Annotated in this window: 12 protein-coding genes and 6 pseudogenes; 7 read left to right on the forward strand and 11 right to left on the reverse strand. The window is 71.2% G+C overall.

The window, feature by feature from the left end; translation table 11 throughout:
* Nucleotides 1-149: 149 nt before the first annotated feature.
* Nucleotides 150-2255 carry an elongation factor G gene (fusA, locus tag OG972_RS06825; protein ID WP_266979232.1) on the reverse strand — a complete coding sequence of 702 codons (2106 nt, stop codon included), beginning with the start codon at nucleotides 2253-2255 and terminating at the stop codon, nucleotides 150-152.
* A gap of 737 nt (nucleotides 2256-2992) precedes the next feature.
* On the opposite strand from fusA, the pseudogene OG972_RS06830 reads away from it, so the two are divergent.
* A pseudogene (locus OG972_RS06830) lies at nucleotides 2993-3685 on the forward strand (cellulose binding domain-containing protein); the annotation flags it as partial.
* A gap of 144 nt (nucleotides 3686-3829) precedes the next feature.
* Here OG972_RS06830 and OG972_RS06835 read toward each other — a convergent pair.
* From OG972_RS06835 to OG972_RS06860, 6 genes are all read right to left on the reverse strand, one after another.
* Nucleotides 3830-5176 carry a 6-phospho-beta-glucosidase gene (locus OG972_RS06835; RefSeq protein WP_266979234.1) on the reverse strand — a complete coding sequence of 449 codons (1347 nt, stop codon included), beginning with the start codon at nucleotides 5174-5176 and terminating at the stop codon, nucleotides 3830-3832.
* Nucleotides 5177-5309: 133 nt separating this feature from the next.
* Nucleotides 5310-6854 carry a cytochrome P450 gene (locus OG972_RS06840; RefSeq protein WP_266979236.1) on the reverse strand — a complete coding sequence of 515 codons (1545 nt, stop codon included), beginning with the start codon at nucleotides 6852-6854 and terminating at the stop codon, nucleotides 5310-5312.
* A gap of 68 nt (nucleotides 6855-6922) precedes the next feature.
* Nucleotides 6923-7537: an ATP/GTP-binding protein gene (locus OG972_RS06845; protein WP_266979238.1), complete on the reverse strand. Its 615-nt coding sequence runs from the start codon at nucleotides 7535-7537 to the stop codon at nucleotides 6923-6925.
* A complete protein-coding gene (locus tag OG972_RS06850; RefSeq protein ID WP_266979240.1) occupies nucleotides 7518-7889 on the reverse strand; it encodes a DUF742 domain-containing protein in 372 nt (123 codons plus the stop codon). The genes OG972_RS06845 and OG972_RS06850 overlap by 20 nt, the downstream gene beginning before the upstream one ends.
* Entirely contained in the window at nucleotides 7886-8293 is a 408-nt protein-coding gene (locus OG972_RS06855; RefSeq protein WP_037698641.1) for a roadblock/LC7 domain-containing protein, read from the reverse strand. The genes OG972_RS06850 and OG972_RS06855 overlap by 4 nt, the downstream gene beginning before the upstream one ends.
* On the reverse strand, nucleotides 8290-9894 hold the full coding sequence (locus OG972_RS06860) for a sensor histidine kinase KdpD (protein WP_266979243.1): 1605 nt from the start codon (nucleotides 9892-9894) through the stop codon (nucleotides 8290-8292). Before OG972_RS06860 ends, OG972_RS06855 begins: the two co-directional genes overlap by 4 nt.
* Nucleotides 9895-10387: 493 nt before the next feature.
* Between OG972_RS06860 and OG972_RS06865 the strand changes: the two are divergent.
* Nucleotides 10388-10591: pseudogene (locus OG972_RS06865) on the forward strand (IclR family transcriptional regulator C-terminal domain-containing protein); the annotation flags it as partial.
* Nucleotides 10592-10661: 70 nt separating this feature from the next.
* The gene (locus tag OG972_RS06870) at nucleotides 10662-10796 is read left to right on the forward strand and encodes a hypothetical protein (RefSeq protein WP_266979245.1); all 135 of its coding nucleotides are present in this window, start codon (nucleotides 10662-10664) and stop codon (nucleotides 10794-10796) included.
* 49 nt (nucleotides 10797-10845) lie between these two features.
* Here the strand turns inward: OG972_RS06870 and OG972_RS06875 are convergent, their stop codons facing one another.
* The 3 genes and pseudogenes from OG972_RS06875 to OG972_RS06885 all read right to left on the reverse strand — a co-directional run.
* Nucleotides 10846-11352 (reverse strand): MarR family winged helix-turn-helix transcriptional regulator, encoded by a 507-nt coding sequence (locus OG972_RS06875; protein WP_266979247.1) that lies wholly within the window; start codon nucleotides 11350-11352, stop codon nucleotides 10846-10848.
* Nucleotides 11349-13043, reverse strand: coding sequence for an FUSC family protein (locus OG972_RS06880; protein WP_266979249.1), 1695 nt, complete (start codon nucleotides 13041-13043; stop codon nucleotides 11349-11351). The genes OG972_RS06875 and OG972_RS06880 overlap by 4 nt, the downstream gene beginning before the upstream one ends.
* Before the next feature lie 355 nt (nucleotides 13044-13398).
* Nucleotides 13399-13743, reverse strand: a pseudogene (locus tag OG972_RS06885) (MarR family winged helix-turn-helix transcriptional regulator); the annotation flags it as partial.
* A 131-nt stretch (nucleotides 13744-13874) separates the two neighbouring features.
* Between OG972_RS06885 and OG972_RS06890 the strand changes: the two are divergent.
* The 3 pseudogenes from OG972_RS06890 to OG972_RS06900 form a co-directional block, all read left to right on the forward strand.
* A pseudogene (locus tag OG972_RS06890) lies at nucleotides 13875-14075 on the forward strand (protocatechuate 3,4-dioxygenase subunit alpha); the annotation flags it as partial.
* Nucleotides 14072-15423: pseudogene (gene pcaB / locus OG972_RS06895) on the forward strand (3-carboxy-cis,cis-muconate cycloisomerase). The pseudogenes OG972_RS06890 and pcaB, both read left to right, overlap by 4 nt.
* Nucleotides 15420-16085: pseudogene (locus tag OG972_RS06900) on the forward strand (alpha/beta fold hydrolase). The pseudogenes pcaB and OG972_RS06900 overlap by 4 nt, the downstream one beginning before the upstream one ends.
* 147 nt (nucleotides 16086-16232) lie before the next feature.
* Here the strand turns inward: OG972_RS06900 and OG972_RS06905 are convergent.
* Nucleotides 16233-17081, reverse strand: a complete 849-nt coding sequence (locus tag OG972_RS06905) for a phospholipid scramblase-related protein (protein WP_266979251.1) — start codon at nucleotides 17079-17081, stop codon at nucleotides 16233-16235.
* Nucleotides 17082-17184: 103 nt separating this feature from the next.
* On the opposite strand from OG972_RS06905, the gene OG972_RS06910 reads away from it, so the two are divergent.
* Nucleotides 17185-17619, forward strand: a complete 435-nt coding sequence (locus OG972_RS06910) for a hypothetical protein (RefSeq protein WP_266979253.1) — start codon at nucleotides 17185-17187, stop codon at nucleotides 17617-17619.
* Nucleotides 17620-17656: the final 37 nt, after the last annotated feature.

Below are 17656 nucleotides of genomic sequence, written 5' to 3' on the forward strand. Positions count from 1 at the left end.
TCACGACAGCCGCTCTGCATGCCGGCCGCTCGGTCCACGCAGGCATGCGCGGGATACGGGTCCGGTATGCCGCGGCACAGGGCGAACCGGGCCGGCAGGCACGACCGCCGGTCCGGCCCCGCCCTGGTTCGGCGGGGCCGGCCGTTGTGTCACCGGGACTCCATCCCGTCGGGCGCCTTGCTGAGCGCCGGGGCGAAGCCGGTGGGACGGGTGGTGAAAGTCCCCCGGCCCTGGGTCCGGCTGCGCAACCGGGTCGCGTAGCCGAACAGTTCGGCCAGCGGCACGGTCGCGGTGATCACCGCCGTGCCCGCCCGTGCGACCGAACCCGAGACCCGGCCGCGCCGTGCCGCCAGGTCGCCGAGCACCCCGCCCACGGCGTCGTCGGGCACGGTGACCGTGACCTCGACCACCGGTTCCAGCAGCACCATGACACCGGCGCGCAGGGCCTCCCGAAGTGCGAGCCGGCCGGCCGTCCGGAACGCCATCTCCGAGGAGTCCTTCGCATGGGTGGCTCCGTCGGTCAGCGTGACCCGCAGCCCGGTCACCGGGTGACCGCCGAGAGGCCCCTCGACAAGAGCATCCCGGCAGCCGGCCTCCACCGCCCGGACGAACTCCTGCGGCACCCTGCCACCGACGACAGTCGACCGGAACACGAAGTCCACTGCACTGCCGGTGCCGTTGTCACCGGACGTGCCCGGGGCGGACTCCAACGGCTCCGTGTCGAGGACGACATGGGCGAACTGGCCGGCGCCTCCGTCCTGCTTGACATGCCGGTACACCAGCCCCGACACACCGCGCGCGACGGTCTCCCGGTAGGCCACCCTCGGCCGACCGATGCCGACATCCAGTCCATGGGCGCGCCGGATCTTCTCCACCGCCACCTCCAGATGCAATTCGCCCATCCCCGACAGGACCGTCTGGCCCGTCTCGCGGTCGGTCCTGACCGCAAGCGAGGGATCCTCCTCGACCAGCCGCGCCAGCGCCGACACCAACCGGTCCGTATCGGTGCGCCTGCGGGCCTCGACCGCGACGGAGACCACCGGTTCGGCGACGGTCGGCGGTTCGAGGAGCAGAGGAGCTGCGGGTACGCACAGCGTGGCCCCGGCACGGGCCGACTTCAGTCCGACCACCGCGACGATGTCCCCGGCCACCGCCCGGTCCGTCTCCGCATGGCGGTCGGCCTGGACCCGCAGAATCCGGCCGATCCGCTCGGTGCGCCGCGCGCCGACGTCCAGCACCGCATCTCCCCTCTCGATCGTTCCGGAATACACACGCAGGTACGTCAGCCGCCCCGTGGCGGTCGAATTCACCTTGAACACCAGCGCCGCGAACGGCGCCGCCGGGTCGGCGGCCCGCTCCTGCGGCTCGCCGCCCCGGGTGCCACGTACCGCCGGCACGTCCAGCGGCGAGGGCAGATAGGCCACGGCGGCCTCCAGCAGCGGCTCGATCCCGCAGTTGCGGTACGCCGAGCCGCACAACACCACCACGCCCTCACCGGTACGGGTCAGGTCGCGCAGCGCGGATGCCAGAGTCTGCGCGGAGACCGTCGACTGAGCACAGAACTCCTCCAGAGCGACCGGGTGGAGTTCCGCCACCGCTTCCTCCAGCAGCCGGCGACGCCGGTGCGCCTCTTCGCGCAGCGCTTCCGGCACCGGGCCCTCCTCGAACGTGTCGCGGGCCCAGACCAGCGACCGCATGCGCAGCAGATCCACCACCCCTGTGAACCCGTCCTCCGCTCCGATCGGCAACTGGACCACCAGCGGGGCCGGATGCAACCGTGCCCGGATCGACTCGACCGCCGTGTCGAGGTCGGCACCGGCCCGGTCCAGCTTGTTGACGAAGGCGATGCGCGGCACCCCGTGGCGATCGGCCTGCCGCCACACCGACTCGCTCTGCGGCTCGACCCCGGCAACAGCGTCGAACACCGCAATCGCGCCGTCCAGCACCCGCAGCGAGCGCTCCACCTCGTCGGAGAAGTCGACGTGGCCCGGGGTGTCGATCAGATTGATCCGGTGGCCGTCCCAGGCACAGCTCACCGCAGCGGCGAAGATGGTGATCCCACGGTCGCGTTCCTGGGAATCGAAGTCGGTGACGGTCGTCCCGTCATGGACCTCGCCACGCTTGTACGTGGACCCGGTGACGTACAGGATCCGTTCGGTGATGGTGGTCTTGCCGGCATCGACGTGAGCGAGGATGCCGAGGTTACGGACGCCGGTCAGCGGGCTTGTGGGATGACGGTTCAGGTTGGTGCGCACGGCCCATGGCCTTTCGGGATGATCCGGAGCGGGCAGCGCAATTTCCGGGACGAATGGGCCCGCAGTCAGGCCACGTGGGAACCCCTGATCCGGCGCAACCTCATCGGGATGTTCCCGACCGGTTGACTCGACACCGGGCTGACAGGGGTCAGGTGTTCGTCACGGACATCCGGTTCCGGCCGCGCAGCCGGCACCGGGCGTACGAAGACACCAGGATCACCTCATACCGTGACCGGGGAACAACAACAGCGGTGCGGTAGCGCACGGCCGGGCTCCCCTCACTCGTCACGGCGCGCGCCGCGTTGGCGTGGTAGCGCGCGATTCCCGGTCAGTGTAGGGAACCGGGCTCAGGCGTGAAACCGACTTTTTCCGCAAGGAGTTCGACGCCGTGTGCAGGCTCGTCGCCGTACGCACCAGGAGGAAGTGTGATCCCCGGGTGGGTCCGGCCCGAGCAGTCCGGGCGCGCCACCCGGGTGCGGCACGGCGCGTGTTCAGGGACGCGGCGGACACTCCGGCCGCCCACTGCGCAGTCGTCCGGGTCCGGGAAGTCATCCGATGACCCTGTACGCCATCCCTTCTCCCGGAAGGGATGCGCCGCTACCATCATCCTGCACATGGGAGCGCTCCCACTTTTGTATCGGACCCGCACCGCCACTTCTGGCGGTCCCGCTCGGAGAGGACTCTCCCGTGCGCTCAAGCGCAAGACCCATCGCCGCCCTACTGGCGGCACGGGGACGTACGGTCTGTGGCACTCCACCGACTCGGGTGCGACGTTCAGCAGGGTCTCCGGTGTGGAGCAGGCGGACAGTGTCGGCTTCGGCAAGGCCGCCACAGGAGCCTCGTACCAGACGGTCTTCGTCAGCGCGAAGATCGGCGGGGTACGCGGAATCTTCCGGTCCACAGATGCCGGAGCGAGCTGGACGAGGATCAACGACGATGCACACCAGTGGGGTTGGACCGGTGCGGCGATCACCGGGGACCCACGGGTCTTCGGCCGGGTGTACGTCTCCACCAACGGACGCGGAATCATGTACGGCAATTCCCCCGACGGCGACAGCGGGGGCACCGACCCCGGCCCGGACCCTGATCCGGAGGAGCCGCCGGCGAACGCCGAATGCTCGGTGACCTACAAGGTCACCCAGGAGTGGTCCGGGGGCTTCCAGGCGGATGTGACGGTCACCAACACGAGTGATACATCGTGGAACGGTTGGCAGTTGGGCTGGTCGTTCCCCGACGGGCAGAAGGTCACCCAGATGTGGAACGCCACGCCGCAGCAGGAAGGGGCGAAGGTCACGGCCACCGACGTCGCCTGGAACGGCAACGTCGCGGCGGGTTCCTCGGTGGGGTTCGGCTTCACCGGCTCCTCGTCGGTCAGCAACGGCAAGCCGACCGCCTTCACCGTGGGAGGTGATGCCTATTCCCTCGGCTGATCGCCGACGGGCGGGGCAGGCGCCCGGGGCCCGGGAGGTTGGGTACACCGGCCGGGGCACCCGCCCTCCTTCCGCGGCCGACAGCCGGCTCCGCCTTCGGGCACGGAAAGCCCGAAGGCGGTACCAGGAGGCAGGGCCGGGCCCTCAAGGACGGTTCAGGTAGGCGAGCCCGGGATGGACCTTCGTGTATCCGTCGACCAGTCGGCGGGCGACCGAGACCGAGTCGACGAGGGGGTGCAGTGCGAAGGCCTGGACGGCGGTCGCGCGTGAGCCGCTCGCGGCCGCGTCCAGGACGGCGCGTTCGACGGCCTTGACCGCGGTGACCAGTCCGACGGCGTGGTACGGGAGGGGGTCGACGCTGACGGGACGGGCACCGTTCGCGTCGACGAGGCACGGCACTTCGATGACGGCGTCGGCGTCGAGCACGGAGAGCGTGGAGCGGTTACGGACATTGAGGATGAGCGAGGTCCGTTCGTCACGCGCGACGGCCCGCATGAGTGCGAGGGCGACCTGCTCGTACCCGCCGGACTCCAGATCGCTCTCGTCGCGCTCGCCGACCCCGGCGACCTCCCTGTTCTCCGACATATAGGTGGCCTCGCGCTCGGCGCGGGTCCGGTCCCAGGCCGGAAAGGCGGGAGCGGCCGGGTCCTTCATCCGGGCGTAGAAGCCCTCCTGTTGATCGCGGAGGAAGGCGCCGCGGGTCTGTTCCGCATCCTGGTAGGCGCGGACGGCTTCCCGGTTGAAGTAGTAGTAGTGCAGGTACTCGTTGGGGATCGCACCGAGTGACTGCAGCCAGTCGGTACCGAAGAGCTTTCCCTCCTCGAACGAGCCGAGCAGGCGCGGGTCGGCGAGCAGGCGCGGCAGTTCGTCGCGGCCGTCGACGTGCAGCCCGCGTACCCAGCCCAGGTGGTTGAGGCCCGCATAGTCGATCCGGGCCCGCTCGGGGTCGACGCCGAGGGTCCGGGCGATCCGGCGGCCCAGGCCCACCGGCGAGTCGCAGATGCCGATGACCCGGTCGCCGAGGTGACGGGACATCGCCTCCGTGACCAGACCCGCCGGGTTGGTGAAGTTGATGACCCAGGCGTGCGGGGCGAGCCGGGCGATGCGCCGGGCGAGTTCGACGGCGACGGGGACGGTGCGCAGTCCATAGGCGATGCCGCCCGCACCGACCGTCTCCTGCCCGAGCACGCCTTCGCCGAGGGCCACCCTTTCGTCGGCGGCACGTCCTTCGAGACCACCGACCCGGATGGCGGAAAAGACGAAGTCGGCGCCGCGCAGTGCCTCGTCGAGCTCGGTCGTGGCAAGGACGGCGGGTGCGTCCGGCACCCCTTCGGCCTGATCGGCGAGGACGCGGGCCATGGCGGTGAGCCGGTCGGCGTCCGTGTCGTAGAGGGTGACGGCGGTGACACGGCCCTCGGCACGGTCGGCGAGCAGCGCCCCGTACACGAGTGGGACCCGGAATCCGCCGCCGCCCAGAATTGTCAGCTTCACGCTTCCGCATGGTACGGGGGACCTTGTGCCTGCGCCGTGCCCGCCACCACGGCAACACCGCGCAGGCCGGTGGCCCGGAGCCAGGGGCCCCGGGCCACCGGCCCGTATGCATGTCGTCCCGCGGACGGTCCGGTCAGGAGCCGCTCCACCACCGTGTCACCGCATGCCACAGCCGAGCCGGTGCGGCGGGCCTGCGCTGCTGCGGGATCCGGTCGGCGGACGCACCATGGGGCGGTGCATCGGTCCGCACCCCGTCTGCGGGGCTCTGCCCGGCCTGCGCGGCCACCCCCGCCGGAACGGGCGCGGGAGTCGTGTGCGAGACCGGCGACTGCCCCTCCCAGTCCTCGCGCGGCGGTGTGCTCCGCGCCATCGACGGCAGCTCGTCGTCGTCCTGCGGCGAGCGTGCCGCGAAGCCGGCCGGCAACTCCAGCAGATGCCGGGACATGATGTTCCCGATCCAGTTCAATTTGCCTTCTTCGACGGCGAGTTCGAGGTCGGGAAGACGCATCAGCAGTGCGTCGACGCCGACATCTGCGATCGCCCGTCCGATGTCCTGCCCGGGGCACTCGTGCGGTCCGCCGCTGAACGCCAGGTGCGCGCGGTTGCCCTCCATGTCGGCGGCCAGATCGGGACGAACCACCGGGTCCGTATTGGCGGGTGCGATGCCGACGATCAGCGCGTCGCCCTCCCTGATCCGCTGCCCGCCCAGCTCCGTGTCGCCGACCGCCCAGCGGCCGAAGACCGCGGTGAACGGCGGCTCGTCCCACAGGGTCTGTTCGACCGCCTCCGGCACCGTCATGTGGCCGCCGCTGAGCCTGGCCCGGAACCGAGGGTCGGTGAGGACCATCCGCAGCACGTTGGCGATCAGGTTGGCGGTCGCCTCGTACGCGGCGATGAGGATCAGCCGCAGATGCTCGGTGACCTCGGTGTCGGTCATGCCCGCGGGATGCTCGACGAGCCAGGTGGCGAAGTCGGCGGCGGGTTCGGTCCGGCGGCGTCGGACGAGCCGGTCCAGTGCGGCGACCACGTACGCGTTGCTCGCGACGGCGGTCGCCGTGCCCCGGGTCATGTCGCGGGCGGCCTGCACCATCCGGTCGTTGCACTCCTCGGGCATGCCGAGAATCTCGCACATCACCATCATCGGCAGCCGCTCGGCGAACTGACCGACCAAGTCGACACGGCCGTCCTGGCAGAACTCGTTGACGAGCCGGTTGCTGTAGCGGTTGATGTGGCGGCGGACGCCGCGGTGGTCGATGCGCGCCATGCTGTCGGTGACCGCGCCGCGCTGCCGCTCGTGGGTGGCGCCGTCGGCGAAGACGCACACCGGCTGCCAGGTGAAGATCGGGGCCAGCGGGTGGTCGGGGGCGACGCTGCCGTCCTGCAGGGCCCGCCAGCGCCGGGAGTCGCGGGAGAACTGCGAGGGGGTGCGGGTCATGTGCAGGTTCTCGCTGTGCCCGAGCACCAGCCAGGCGGGTACGTCTCCGTGCAGCAGGATCGGCGCCACCGTGCCGTGTTCGGCGCGCAGCTTGTCGTACAGCCCGGCCGGGTCCCGCTCGGCCTCGGGGCCGTAGAACCGGCGCAGCCCGCCGGGTCCGACGCCGAGTCCGTGAGCCGGGCACTCGGGGGGCGGAACCGGCCCCATGGCCGCTCCGGGCTCGTGATGGAAAGGGGTTGTCACGATCGCTCCAGGGATCAGGCTTCCAAGGATCAGTGCGAATGATCAGACGGCGTGCGAGCAGGGGGTGGTCAGGCGAGCGGGACGGCCAGGCTGTGCAGATAGCGCATCAGGGTCATCAGCACATCGCGGCTGGAGCCGCGCAGTCTGGCGTCGCAGTCGATCATCGGCACCTCGTCCGGCAGGTCCAGTGCGCTGCGCAACGCCTCGACGGGGTGCTTCGGGGCGTCCGGGAAGGTGTTGATGGCGACGACGAACGGCACACCGCGTTCTTCCAGGCGTCCGATCACGTCGAAGCTGACCTCGAGACGCCGGGTGTCGATGAGGACGACGGCGCCGAGGGCGCCCTCGAAGAGACCGTTCCACAGGAACCAGAAGCGTTCCTGGCCCGGGGTGCCGAAGAGGTAGAGGATCAGTTCCTCGCTGATGCTGATCCGGCCGAAGTCCATGGCGACCGTGGTGGCGGTCTTGCTCTCCACCCCGAAGTTGTCGTCCACGCCGACCCCGGCCTGGGTCATGGTCTCTTCGGTGGTGAGGGGCCGGATCTCGCTGACGGAACCGACCATGGTCGTCTTGCCGACCCCGAACCCGCCGACGATGACCACCTTCACGGCGGCCGTGGCCGTGGTCGGAAGGATGTCCTCGGTCCTGGGGCCGGTGATCGTGTCAGAGTTTCTGAAGTCCATGCATCACCGCTTCGAGAAGGGATCTGTCCGGGAGAGTGGCGCGGACGATGGGCGCGCGTGATTCGATCAGTTCGCTCGCGAGGAGTTCGGTGAGGAGCGAGGTCACCACGCTGAACGGCAGGCTGAGGTAGGCCGAGATCTCGGCGACGGATAACGGTGCCTGGCAGAGCCGTAGGATCACGGCCTGCTCGGGCTGGACCGTCGGCGTCGGCTGCTCCTTCGCAACGACCATCGTGACCAGGTCGAGCGCCGCTCGCTCGCCGCCGTCGGGATCGCCGGTGATGACGTACAGCCGCTCCGGGTCGCTCAGCGCCGGATCAGCCTCCCGGCGCTCTCGTCGGGGAGAGCTCATCCGGCCTGCCCGTCATGGCGCGGCGGGCTCGTGAGATGGGCACCGATGCGGACGACCATGTCGCGCATCCGTGCTCCGACGAGTCCCGCGTCCACCGTCTCTCCGGCGAGGACGGCAAGGTACGCACCGGTCCCCGCGGCCATCAAGTAAAAGAATCCGCCGGTGACTTCGATGACGACGAGCCGCATCAGACCGTCGCTGTAAGGGATTTCGGAGGCGACGGCGGCCGCCAGACTCTGCAGTCCGGCACAGGCGGCGGCCAGGCGGTCGGCGACATCGGGGTCGCCGCCGTGCCGGGCGATGCGCAGGCCGTCCGCGGAGAGCACGACGATCTGATGGATGTCCGGAACGTCGTCGGCCAGTTCCTTGAGCATCCAGTCCATGTTTCCGCGCTGCTGGATCACTTCAGGTCTCCCTTGTCCCACGCGTCATCGGTGTCTTCGCCGGTCCTCGGCTCCTGCGGCACGCCGTTGACGGCGTTGGTGAAGGCCTCGAGCCAGAGCCCGGGGGGCTGCTCCTTGCCGCTGTCGCTCCCGTTGGCGTGACCGTTGCGCTGTCCCGAGGGCGGAGCGGCGGGCTGCGCGGGGAGGTTGTGCGAGCCCAGCGGTGCGCGGCCACGGCTGCGGCGCTGCGGGAGTCCGCCCGCGGTCCACTCGGTCACGACGGGGGCGTCGTCGCCCATGGCCGCCGACGCGGCCACCGGCCGGGAGTCGGAGGCGACCGGTCCGGTGGCCGGGCGGGCTTCCACCGGGAGAGGCTTGCGGCGCTTGCTGCGCGGCGGGACGACGTGCTTCATGCCCGCCACGTCGATGTCGCTGGTGGGCCTCGACGTGGCGCCGATGCCGTGGGCGATACCCGGGGCGGGACCGGTGGTGATCATGGCACGGGGCACGACGAGTACGGCGCGGACACCGCCGTACGCGGACTGTCGCAGCGAGACCTGGAGGTCGTACATCCGGGAGAGCCGGCCGACGACGGCCATGCCGAGCCGGGGGGACTCGCCGAGGTCGTTCATGCTGGACCCGGCCTGGGCCCGGGCGAGCATGTTCTCGGCCCGCGCACGGGCCTCCTCGCTGAGGCTGACGCCGCCGTCCTCGATCTCGATGGCGATGCCGGTCTGGACCTCGACCGCGGTGACGTGCACACGGGTCTGCGGCGGCGAGTAGCGGGTGGCGTTGTCGAGGAGTTCGGCGCAAACGTGGATGAGCGGTTCGACGGCGGTGCCGATGATGGCGACCTTGGCGATCGAGTGCAGGTCGACGCGCGGGTATTCGAGGATCCGGGACATGGCACCGCGCAACACGCTGAACAGCGGTACGGGCTTGGGCCATTGACGGCTGGGGCGGGCGCCGCCGAGTACCGCGATGGAGTCGGCGAGCCGGCCGATCAGCGCGGTGCCGTGGTCGATGCGGAGCAGGTCGTCGAAGACATCGGGGTTTCGCCCGTGGTGCTCCTCCATCTCCCGCAGCTCGCTGGCCTGCCGGTGGACGATCGCCTGGACGCGCCGGGCGACGTTGACGAAGGCGCGCTGCGCGGAGTCGCGCATCGCCTCTTCGTTGTCGATGATGTTCAGCACCGTGCGGACGAGGGCGCGTTGGGCTTCGGGAAGGTCGCGGTACACCTCGTCGGCGTCGACGATGTCGCGCAGCACCTCATCGGGCGAATTGCCCACGCGGAGCCGGTGGATCGCGGCCGGCAGGAGCTCCTTGTTGATCCGGATGGCCTCTTCGTCATGGGTGGCGAGGCGGTGTTCCAGGACGGCGAGGCGGTGCTCGTACTCCGCGCGCTGTCTGCGCATCGCGCGGGCGCGACGGGCCAGCGCGACGGTGAGCGCGGCGACCACGACGGTAGTGACCGCACCGCACGAGACGACTGGCACCCGGGTGGCCCCGGAAACCAGCGCCGCGGCGGCGGCGGTCGCTCCGGCCGTCAGGAGCACGGGGAGCAACGCGGCTCGGGCAAGGGGGATTTCTCGGTGGGTCGGCGGTGATTCAGCACGAGCCATCTAAGACCTCTGGCGGTTGATTCGGGAGGTATACGCACTTGTAGGGCACGAGGGAACAAGCACTCGAATTCATATCAACTCGACTTCACTGCGCGTGAGCTTAGTCAGATCGAGACAGTGCTTCGGCACATTCACCCAACCCCCTGCGCGAGCGTTCCCGCGGTAATACACTCACGAGTTTTCGCACGCAGCGCCTCCGGCCGCGTGCAAGGAGTGACGATCGTCGAAAGTGTCGCAGTGATACCGGGTGCTCAGCACTCTGGAAGGGCGCGGGTTCGCGATCCGTGACTCCTCCGGCCGCGGTTACTCGGCCGGCCCCGAGCTGGTACGGCTCGGCCGCCCGGCGGGTTTCGGCACCGCCGTCCGCGAACAACTGGGAGCCGTCCTGGACGACGCCGTACGGCGCACCGGCGAGACCGTGCAGAGCGCTGCGCTGATCGGCGACCAGATCATCATCACCGACGGGCGCGAGTCGTCCCACCCCGTACGGGTGATGCTGGAGACGGGGCGCACGCAGCCGGCGCACGCCACCTCCGGCGGCAAGCTGCTGCTCTCCCGGATGACGACGGAACAGGTCTGCTCGCTCTACCCGGAGGAGCAACTGCCGGAGGTCACCCCGCACACCCTCACCACCCGTTCCGCGCTGCTTGCGGAACTCGACGGGATCCGCGAGCGCGGGTATGCGCTCAGCCGCGGGGAGTCGGTGTGGGGCATGCACTCCGTAGCCGTGCCACTGGCCGGCTCCAGCCGGCCAGTGGCTCGCCCTGATGGCGTCGGCGCCCGCCGACCACAGCGACGAAGCCGCACTCGTCCGCCGGGCCGAAGAACTGCGGCAGTCCGCGTCGCTGCTCGGGCCGGCGCCCGGCGGAGCCCGTGCCGACCGGCCCCCGCGCCACCCCTGACAACCGGTGGCCGTCACCCACTCGCGCGGAGCGGGGTCCGGTGCGTGGTTCAGCGCCGGGCCCCGCCGAGGCGTCCCTCCAGTTGGACCAGCAACTCACTGAGCTGGGAGCTGAGTTCGCCACGGGTCCGTTCGTCGAGACCGGACAGCACCGTGCGTTCGTACGCCAGTTGCCGGGGCAGCAGCTCGTCGACCAGGGCACGCCCCTCGTCGGTGAGACGGACATGCGCGACGCGGCGGTCCCGGGCATCACTGCGGCGGTCGACCAGGCCGCGCTCCTGGAGGCCCCGGAGGCGTTTGGTGACGGCGGCGCCGGAGGAAAACGTTTCCCTGGCCAGTTCACCGGGGGTGAGTTCACGGTTGGTACGGCGCACCGCGCCGAGCAGGTCGAACTCGGCGCGGCTCAGTCCGGCGGAGCGCAGCGGGGCGTCCTCCGCCTGCTGGAGCAGGGCGGCGCAGCGGTTGATGCGCCCGATGAGTTCCATCGGTCCGGTGTCCAGCTCCGGGTTGACGGCCTGCCACTGCCGTACCACCGAGGCGACGATGTCGTCGGTCACACCGCTCCGTTCTCCTGGGCGGGGACGATCAGTCCCTGCCGTGTTGCTGTCGCCGCGAGCGTACGGTGTCCGGCCTGCTCCGCCGCGAGGACCCGCTCCTCGGGCAGGGCGCGCTGCCACCATTCGCCCGCCGCGGTGTCGCCCGCCTCGCGCAGCTCGACGAGCGATCCCGTCAGCCTGCGGCGAGCGGCGTCGAGCGCGGCAGGTGGGGGTGCCGGGGCGGCCAGGGTCTTTGCGGCGTGGGCGCGGGCCCGGTCGGTGGCGGCAAGGGCCCGCTCCAGGCGCCCGGCGGCCCGGCGATTGGTGACGGCCATGGCGGCGAGCAGTCCGACGGCGGCGCCGATGACGGTGTCCAGGACCCGGTCGCCGATGAGTTCACCGGCGGGGTGGGTGCCGCCGAACTCGATGACGAGGAGGGCCATCGGGGTCACGGCGATGGAGCCGAGCCAGTAGTTGCGGGTGATCAGTGCCTCGGCGGCGAAGTTGAAGACGAGGCAGCAGCCGATGAGCGCCAACGGCCCCGTCCGGGTGACAGGGAGGACGGCGGCGAAGACGAGCACGCCGAGGAGGTTGCCGAGGGTGCGCTGCAGGGCTCGGTTCCAGGAGAGCGTGACGTTGGCCTGGTAGAGGGAGGCGGCGGTGACGATCGCCCAGTAGGGGCGGCCGACGCCGAGGGCCATGGAGACGTATCCGGCGAGGGCGCAGCCGATGAGGGTACGGGCGGCGATGGGCAACAGCGGGGAGCCGGGGCCGAGCGCGCGCAACAGTGCCCGGCGGGCGTCGCGGCGGCTTCCGGTCCGCCGTGCGGCGCGCTCGGCGTCGATCCCGAAGAGCTCCTCGGCGGTGCCGGGGGCGGGCGGCGGGGTGGGGACGGGTCCGCGGGCCCGGGTCTGCTCCGCCCAGGCACGCAGTCGGTCGGGGTCGGCGGTGCGGGACCCGAGGGCGGCCTCGGCGAGGGCGGCTTCGGCGTGCACGAGGAGCCGTTCCAGCGCCCGGCGTACGGGGGTGGGGCGCCCGGCGGCGAGCAGCGTCTGCCAGCCGGCGTGCACGGCGGCGGCCGCGGCGTGCCGGGTGCGGTGTCCCGGGTCGGTGGCGTATGCGGCGGCGGCGTTCAGCGCGCGGGCCGTGGCGCGGCGCTCGGGGCCCTCCCGGCGGATCAGGGCGGGACCGACGGTGACCAGCCAGGCGACCGCGCCCGCCGCCACGGTGAGCGCCAGGTGCCCGGGCACCTGGCCCAGGTGCTGCGGGGCGAAGAGGGCGGCCGAGGTGACGAACGTGAAGATCACATGCCCGGGAGGCCCGATGCGGGTGGCGTCGCAGAGCGCCTTCTGCCCGGCCGCGAGGAGTGCGCCGACGGCGATCAGTACGGCTGTCGAGTCGGTGAGCGAGGCCGCGACCAGGGAGATCGCAAAGCCGACGAGCATGCCGAGGACGACTGCGGCGACGGTGCGGGCGCGGCGGGCGTACGGGAGGCTGTGGCCGTACAGCGCACAGAGCGAACCGGCCATCGTGTACATGACGAGGTCGAGCCGGCCGAAGGCGAAGAGCACCAGGTTCGGCACGGCGGAAGCGACCACCACGCTCAGCGCCGGCTTGAACCACATGTCCGAGGGGCGGGCCAGGCGCAGGGCGGGGGCCAGCGGAAGTCTACGGACGGAGGGCTGCCGGGTTCGCATGGTCGTATCACTCACGCAAACATCTTAGCAGGTATTACACCCGTAAAACACTTCTCCCCGACCACGGGCCGTCGCCCGGATGGCCCGGCTCCCCGGCCGGTCGTAGGTTGCGGGAAGACCCGCACACGCGCGCGTCCCCGGAAGAGAAACACAGGGAACGGAATGAAGCTCTCCGAAGCGGTGCCCGGCGGTCCCTGCTGGATCGAGCCGAGCACCCCGGACATCCCGGCGGCCACATCGTTCTGCACGGCGCTCTTCGGCCGGCGGTCCGAGGCCGATCCGCGCGAGGAGGCCGGCGGCTGCACGATGGCGCACCTCGGCGCCGCGCGGGTCCGCCGCCCTCAGAGCCTGTCGGGTACGCCCGAAGACGTCAGAGGCCGGATGTTCCGGCGCCGAGGGGCTCCTCAGGATTACGCAGCCCTTCGGCCGCGCCCGAGACCCGGCGCAGCAGATCGAAGAAGACAGCCTGCTCCTCGGCCGAGAGCGGGCCCAGGAAGACCTGGTTCATCCCGGCCGCCCGCAGGGAGATCCTGCGGTGGGTGCGCGCCCCGTCCTCGGTGAGCTGCAGCAGGGAGCGGCGGCCGTCCTGCGGGTCGCGGACCTTGTCCAGCAGCCCGCGCCGCGAAAGTCTGCTGATGACCTCGGCGATGGTGGAGCGGTCGAGTCCGACCCGCTCCCCCACCGTGCGCTGATCGAGGCCGGGCTCGGCGATCAGGCAGGTCCGGGCGCCACCGACTGGGATCTGCGCACCGCCGACACGATCGGCACCACCGCGCCGCCCGCGCCCCAGGGGCTCACCGCGCTGCGCGCCCTCGAGGCCGCATGACCCGAGCGTCCGACGCCCCCCGCGGGCTGCTCCACCACCTGTACACCCGGATCTGTCTGCGGGCTGCGGACGGCACCGTGCCCGCCGGTGACCCGTTGCTGGAGTCGCTGGACGCGGAGCGCCGGGCCACACTGATCGCGACGCCCACCGACCGGCGCACCCACCGGTGCGACATCCATCTGCAGGGCGTCGGCGAAACGGTCTTCCTGGAGTTCACGTGACGTACGAGAACGATGCCGGTCTGCTCGCCCCCGGGCGGGCCGGCTCCCCCGCCGAGACCAGCACCGACGATCGCGCCGTCCTGCAGGCGATGCTCGACGCCGAGGCGGCGCTGACCCGCGCCCAGTCCGTATGCGGGCTCGCCCCGGCGGAGGCCGGGCGGGCGGTCACGCAGGCGGCGGACGCCGACCGCTTCGACGTAAGGGATCTGGCGCTCCGGGCGCGCTCCGGCGGCAACCCGGTCATCCCCTGGTCACCGACCTCGCGGCGGCGGTGCCCGAGGAGGTGCGGCCGTATGTGCACCGGGGTGCGACCAGCCAGGACATCCTGGACACTGCGGCAATGCTCGTCGCCTCGCGCACACTGGCCGGGGTGCTCGACGATCTGATGCGGATGGCGGACGAGCTGGCGCGGCACTCCGCCGCGCACCGCAACACACCGATGGCGGGCCGTACGCTCACGCAACACGCCGTGCCGACCACATTCGGGCTCAAGGTCGCCGGGTGGCGTGCGCTGATCCTCGACGCACGGGACCGGCTGGCTTCCGTACGGGATTCCCTCCCCGCCCAACTCGGGGGTGCGGCGGGAACCCTGGCCGCCTTCTCCGCCTTCTCCTTCGAGGAGAAGAGCGTGGACGGACTCGCCCTCGTCGCCGCGTACGCACGCGAACTCGGACTGGTGGAGCCGGTGTTGCCCTGGCACACCCTGCGCACCCCGGTCGCCGATCTCGCCGGCGCGCTCGCCTTCACCGCGGGCGCGCTCGGCAAGACAGCGGCCGATGTGCTCACGCTGTCCCGTACCGAGATCGGCGAGGTCGAGGAGGGCCGGCTCGGGGGTTCGTCCGCCATGCCGCACAAGGCGAATCCCGTGCGCGCCACGCTGATCGCGGCCGCCGCCCGCCGGGCGCCCGGCCTGGCGGCCACGCTGTACGGCTCGCTGGCCGCCGAGGACGAGCGGCCCGCCGGGGCGTGGCACGCCGAGTGGGAGCCGCTGCGCGATCTTCTGCGGCTCGTCGGCGGCGCCGCGCGGGACGGCGCCGAACTCTCGGCGGGGCTGCGGATCGTCCCGTACGCCATGCTGGAGAACCTCCACCTCACCGACGGTCTGATCGTCTCGGAGCGGCTGGCCGCCGCCTTTGCCGAACGCATCGGCCGGGCCCGCGCCAGGGACGTCCTGGCGGGCGCGGCGGACCGGGCCCGGTCCGAGACGACCGACCTCTCCGATGTGCTCTTCGACGTCCTGGACGAGGAGCCGGAGCTCGCCGGTCTCGATCTGGCCGAACTGACCGACCCCGCCCGGTACACCGGATCCGCGGGCCCCCTCACCGACCGCGCACTGGACCGCCGATGACTTCCCCGCCCGACCGCCTTCTGCACCACCGCACGGAGGGTCCGGCCGCTGCTCCCCCGCTGCTGCTCGGCCCCTCGCTGGGTACGTCGACCGGGCTCTGGGACGCCGTCGCGCCCGACCTCTCCACCGCCCACCGGGTCGTACGGTGGGATCTGCCCGGACACGGCGGATCGGCCGCGGACCTGATCGGGCCGGGTGCGACGGTCGCCGATCTTGCCGCGCTGGTGATCGGTTGGCCGACTCGCTGTCCCTGGACCGGTTCTCGTACGCGGGGTGTCGCTGGGCGGCGCGGTCGGCCTCTGGCTCGCCGTGCACCACCGGGAGCGCATCGACCGGCTCGCCGTCGTCTGCTCCTCCGCGCGCTTCGGCGAGCCCGGGCCGTGGCAGGAGCGGGCGGCGCTGGTCCGGCGGGACGGACTCGCCCCGGTCGCGACCGGGGCCGCGGCGCGCTGGTTCACACTCGGCTTCACCGCCCCGGAACTGCGATGCATGTCCGGGCGGCACTGCGCAACGGTCTGACACCGGAAGAGATCGGCGCGGCACTGCTGCAGACCGGGGTCTACTGCGGTGTGCCCGCCGCGAATTCGGCGTTCGCGGTGGCCCGCCGGGTCCTGGAGGAGATACAGGAGACCGACCGGCCGGACGCCTCTCTGCCGAACTGACCGCCTCAGAGCCTGTCGGGTGACCTCTGATCGCCGGGCCGGAGAACATCCGACGTGGGGCAGCGCCGTCCGACGGCATGCGTACACGCCTGCGCCCCCGTACGTGAACGTACGGGGGCGCAGGCTGCTGCGTACGACAGGATTCCGTCAGCCGAGGCCGCGGGCGTCCTGCTTCAGGGCCGTGTCCACGGTCAGGGCCGTCGCCACGACGAGGCTGAGCAGCGGTTCGGGCAGCTGATAGTGGATCTGCAGCACGTAGTTGTCCGCCGTCGTGAACATCGTCTTCGCGAGGCCTTCCCAGGTCTTGGTGATCCGGGCGATCTCGGCGTCGTTGTGGTCGACGATCGCGAAGTTCCAGGCGCGCCAGTTCTCCGCCTTGATGGCACCGATCTGCTGACCGTCCACCATGATGGCGAAGTTGATCTTGCCTATGGCGTTCTGCTGCACGATCTCGCCGACCGGCTGCCCGTCCGGGCGCTGCACGATGACCCGGGACTTGATGAACTTCGCCGGCCGGGTCAGCAGCAGCTGCGGCTGCCCGTACGCGTCACGGATCTCCAGCTTGTGGGTCAGATACTGATCGATGCTGGAGACGAACCGCAACACCTTGCGCAGCGCGCTCTGGCCGACCTGGATGACCGAGCCGATCGTGTTGCCCTGCTGGTCGAAGACGCGGTACTCGTTCGTCACCTCGATCAGCTTGGCCTTCTGGTTCACGACCAGGACCTGCTGATTGAAGAGCGTGGCGCCGCCGGGAGCGATGCCCTGCTGCTGAGGGGCGGCCTGCTGGTGCTGGGGGGCCGCCTGCTGGTGGGGCATCTGGAACTGAGCGGGAGCCTGCGCGGGCGCCTGGGGCTGAGCGGTAGCCTGGGGCTGCTGTCCGCCGGCCGGGTTCGTGTGCTCGGTCCACTGGGAACCGTCCCAGTAGCGCAGCAACTGGGGCGCGCCGTGCGGATCCGGATACCAGCCCGCAGATACGTTCGAGTGCGTTGTCACCGGGGCACACTATCCCGCCGATCCGACAGGGCAAGCCCCATCCGTCACATTAATAGCATCCCCACACTCGTTGAAACTTCACACACCGCGTACGATGTCGGGGATGACCAGACTCAGTGAACGGACCGACCGACGACGGGACGGCGCCCGCGCGTCGGCCGTTCTCGGCTGGCTGCTCATCCTGCTGGCCATGGTCTCGTGCTGTTCGCTCGCCGAGACGGGCGCGGCCGCCCACCACACCACGGTCCGAACCGCGACCGCGGCCGCGACTCCTGCCCTGACTCCGCCCCCGGCCTCCGCCGCGCGGATCGTCGTGGTCGTCGCACCGGACGACCGGGGCGTCAGCAGTTCCTGCCACGGTCTCTCGGAGCACGCGACACCCGTCGTGCTGCCCGCCCAGGCCGCACCTGTCGCACTCCCCGGCTCTGCGGTCACCGCTCCGGCCGGCCGGCTCGCCGGCGCCGCCGGTATCCGCGGCCCCTCCAACGACGCCGTGGGCGCCGTCGACCATCTCCGCCTTCAGGTTCAACGGATCTAGAAGCAGGGCCCCTTCTCCCGCCCTGCCCTCTTTCCGT

The sequence above is a fragment of the Streptomyces sp. NBC_01669 genome, assembly GCF_026339735.1.
Lineage (GTDB): Bacteria > Actinomycetota > Actinomycetes > Streptomycetales > Streptomycetaceae > Streptomyces > Streptomyces yanii.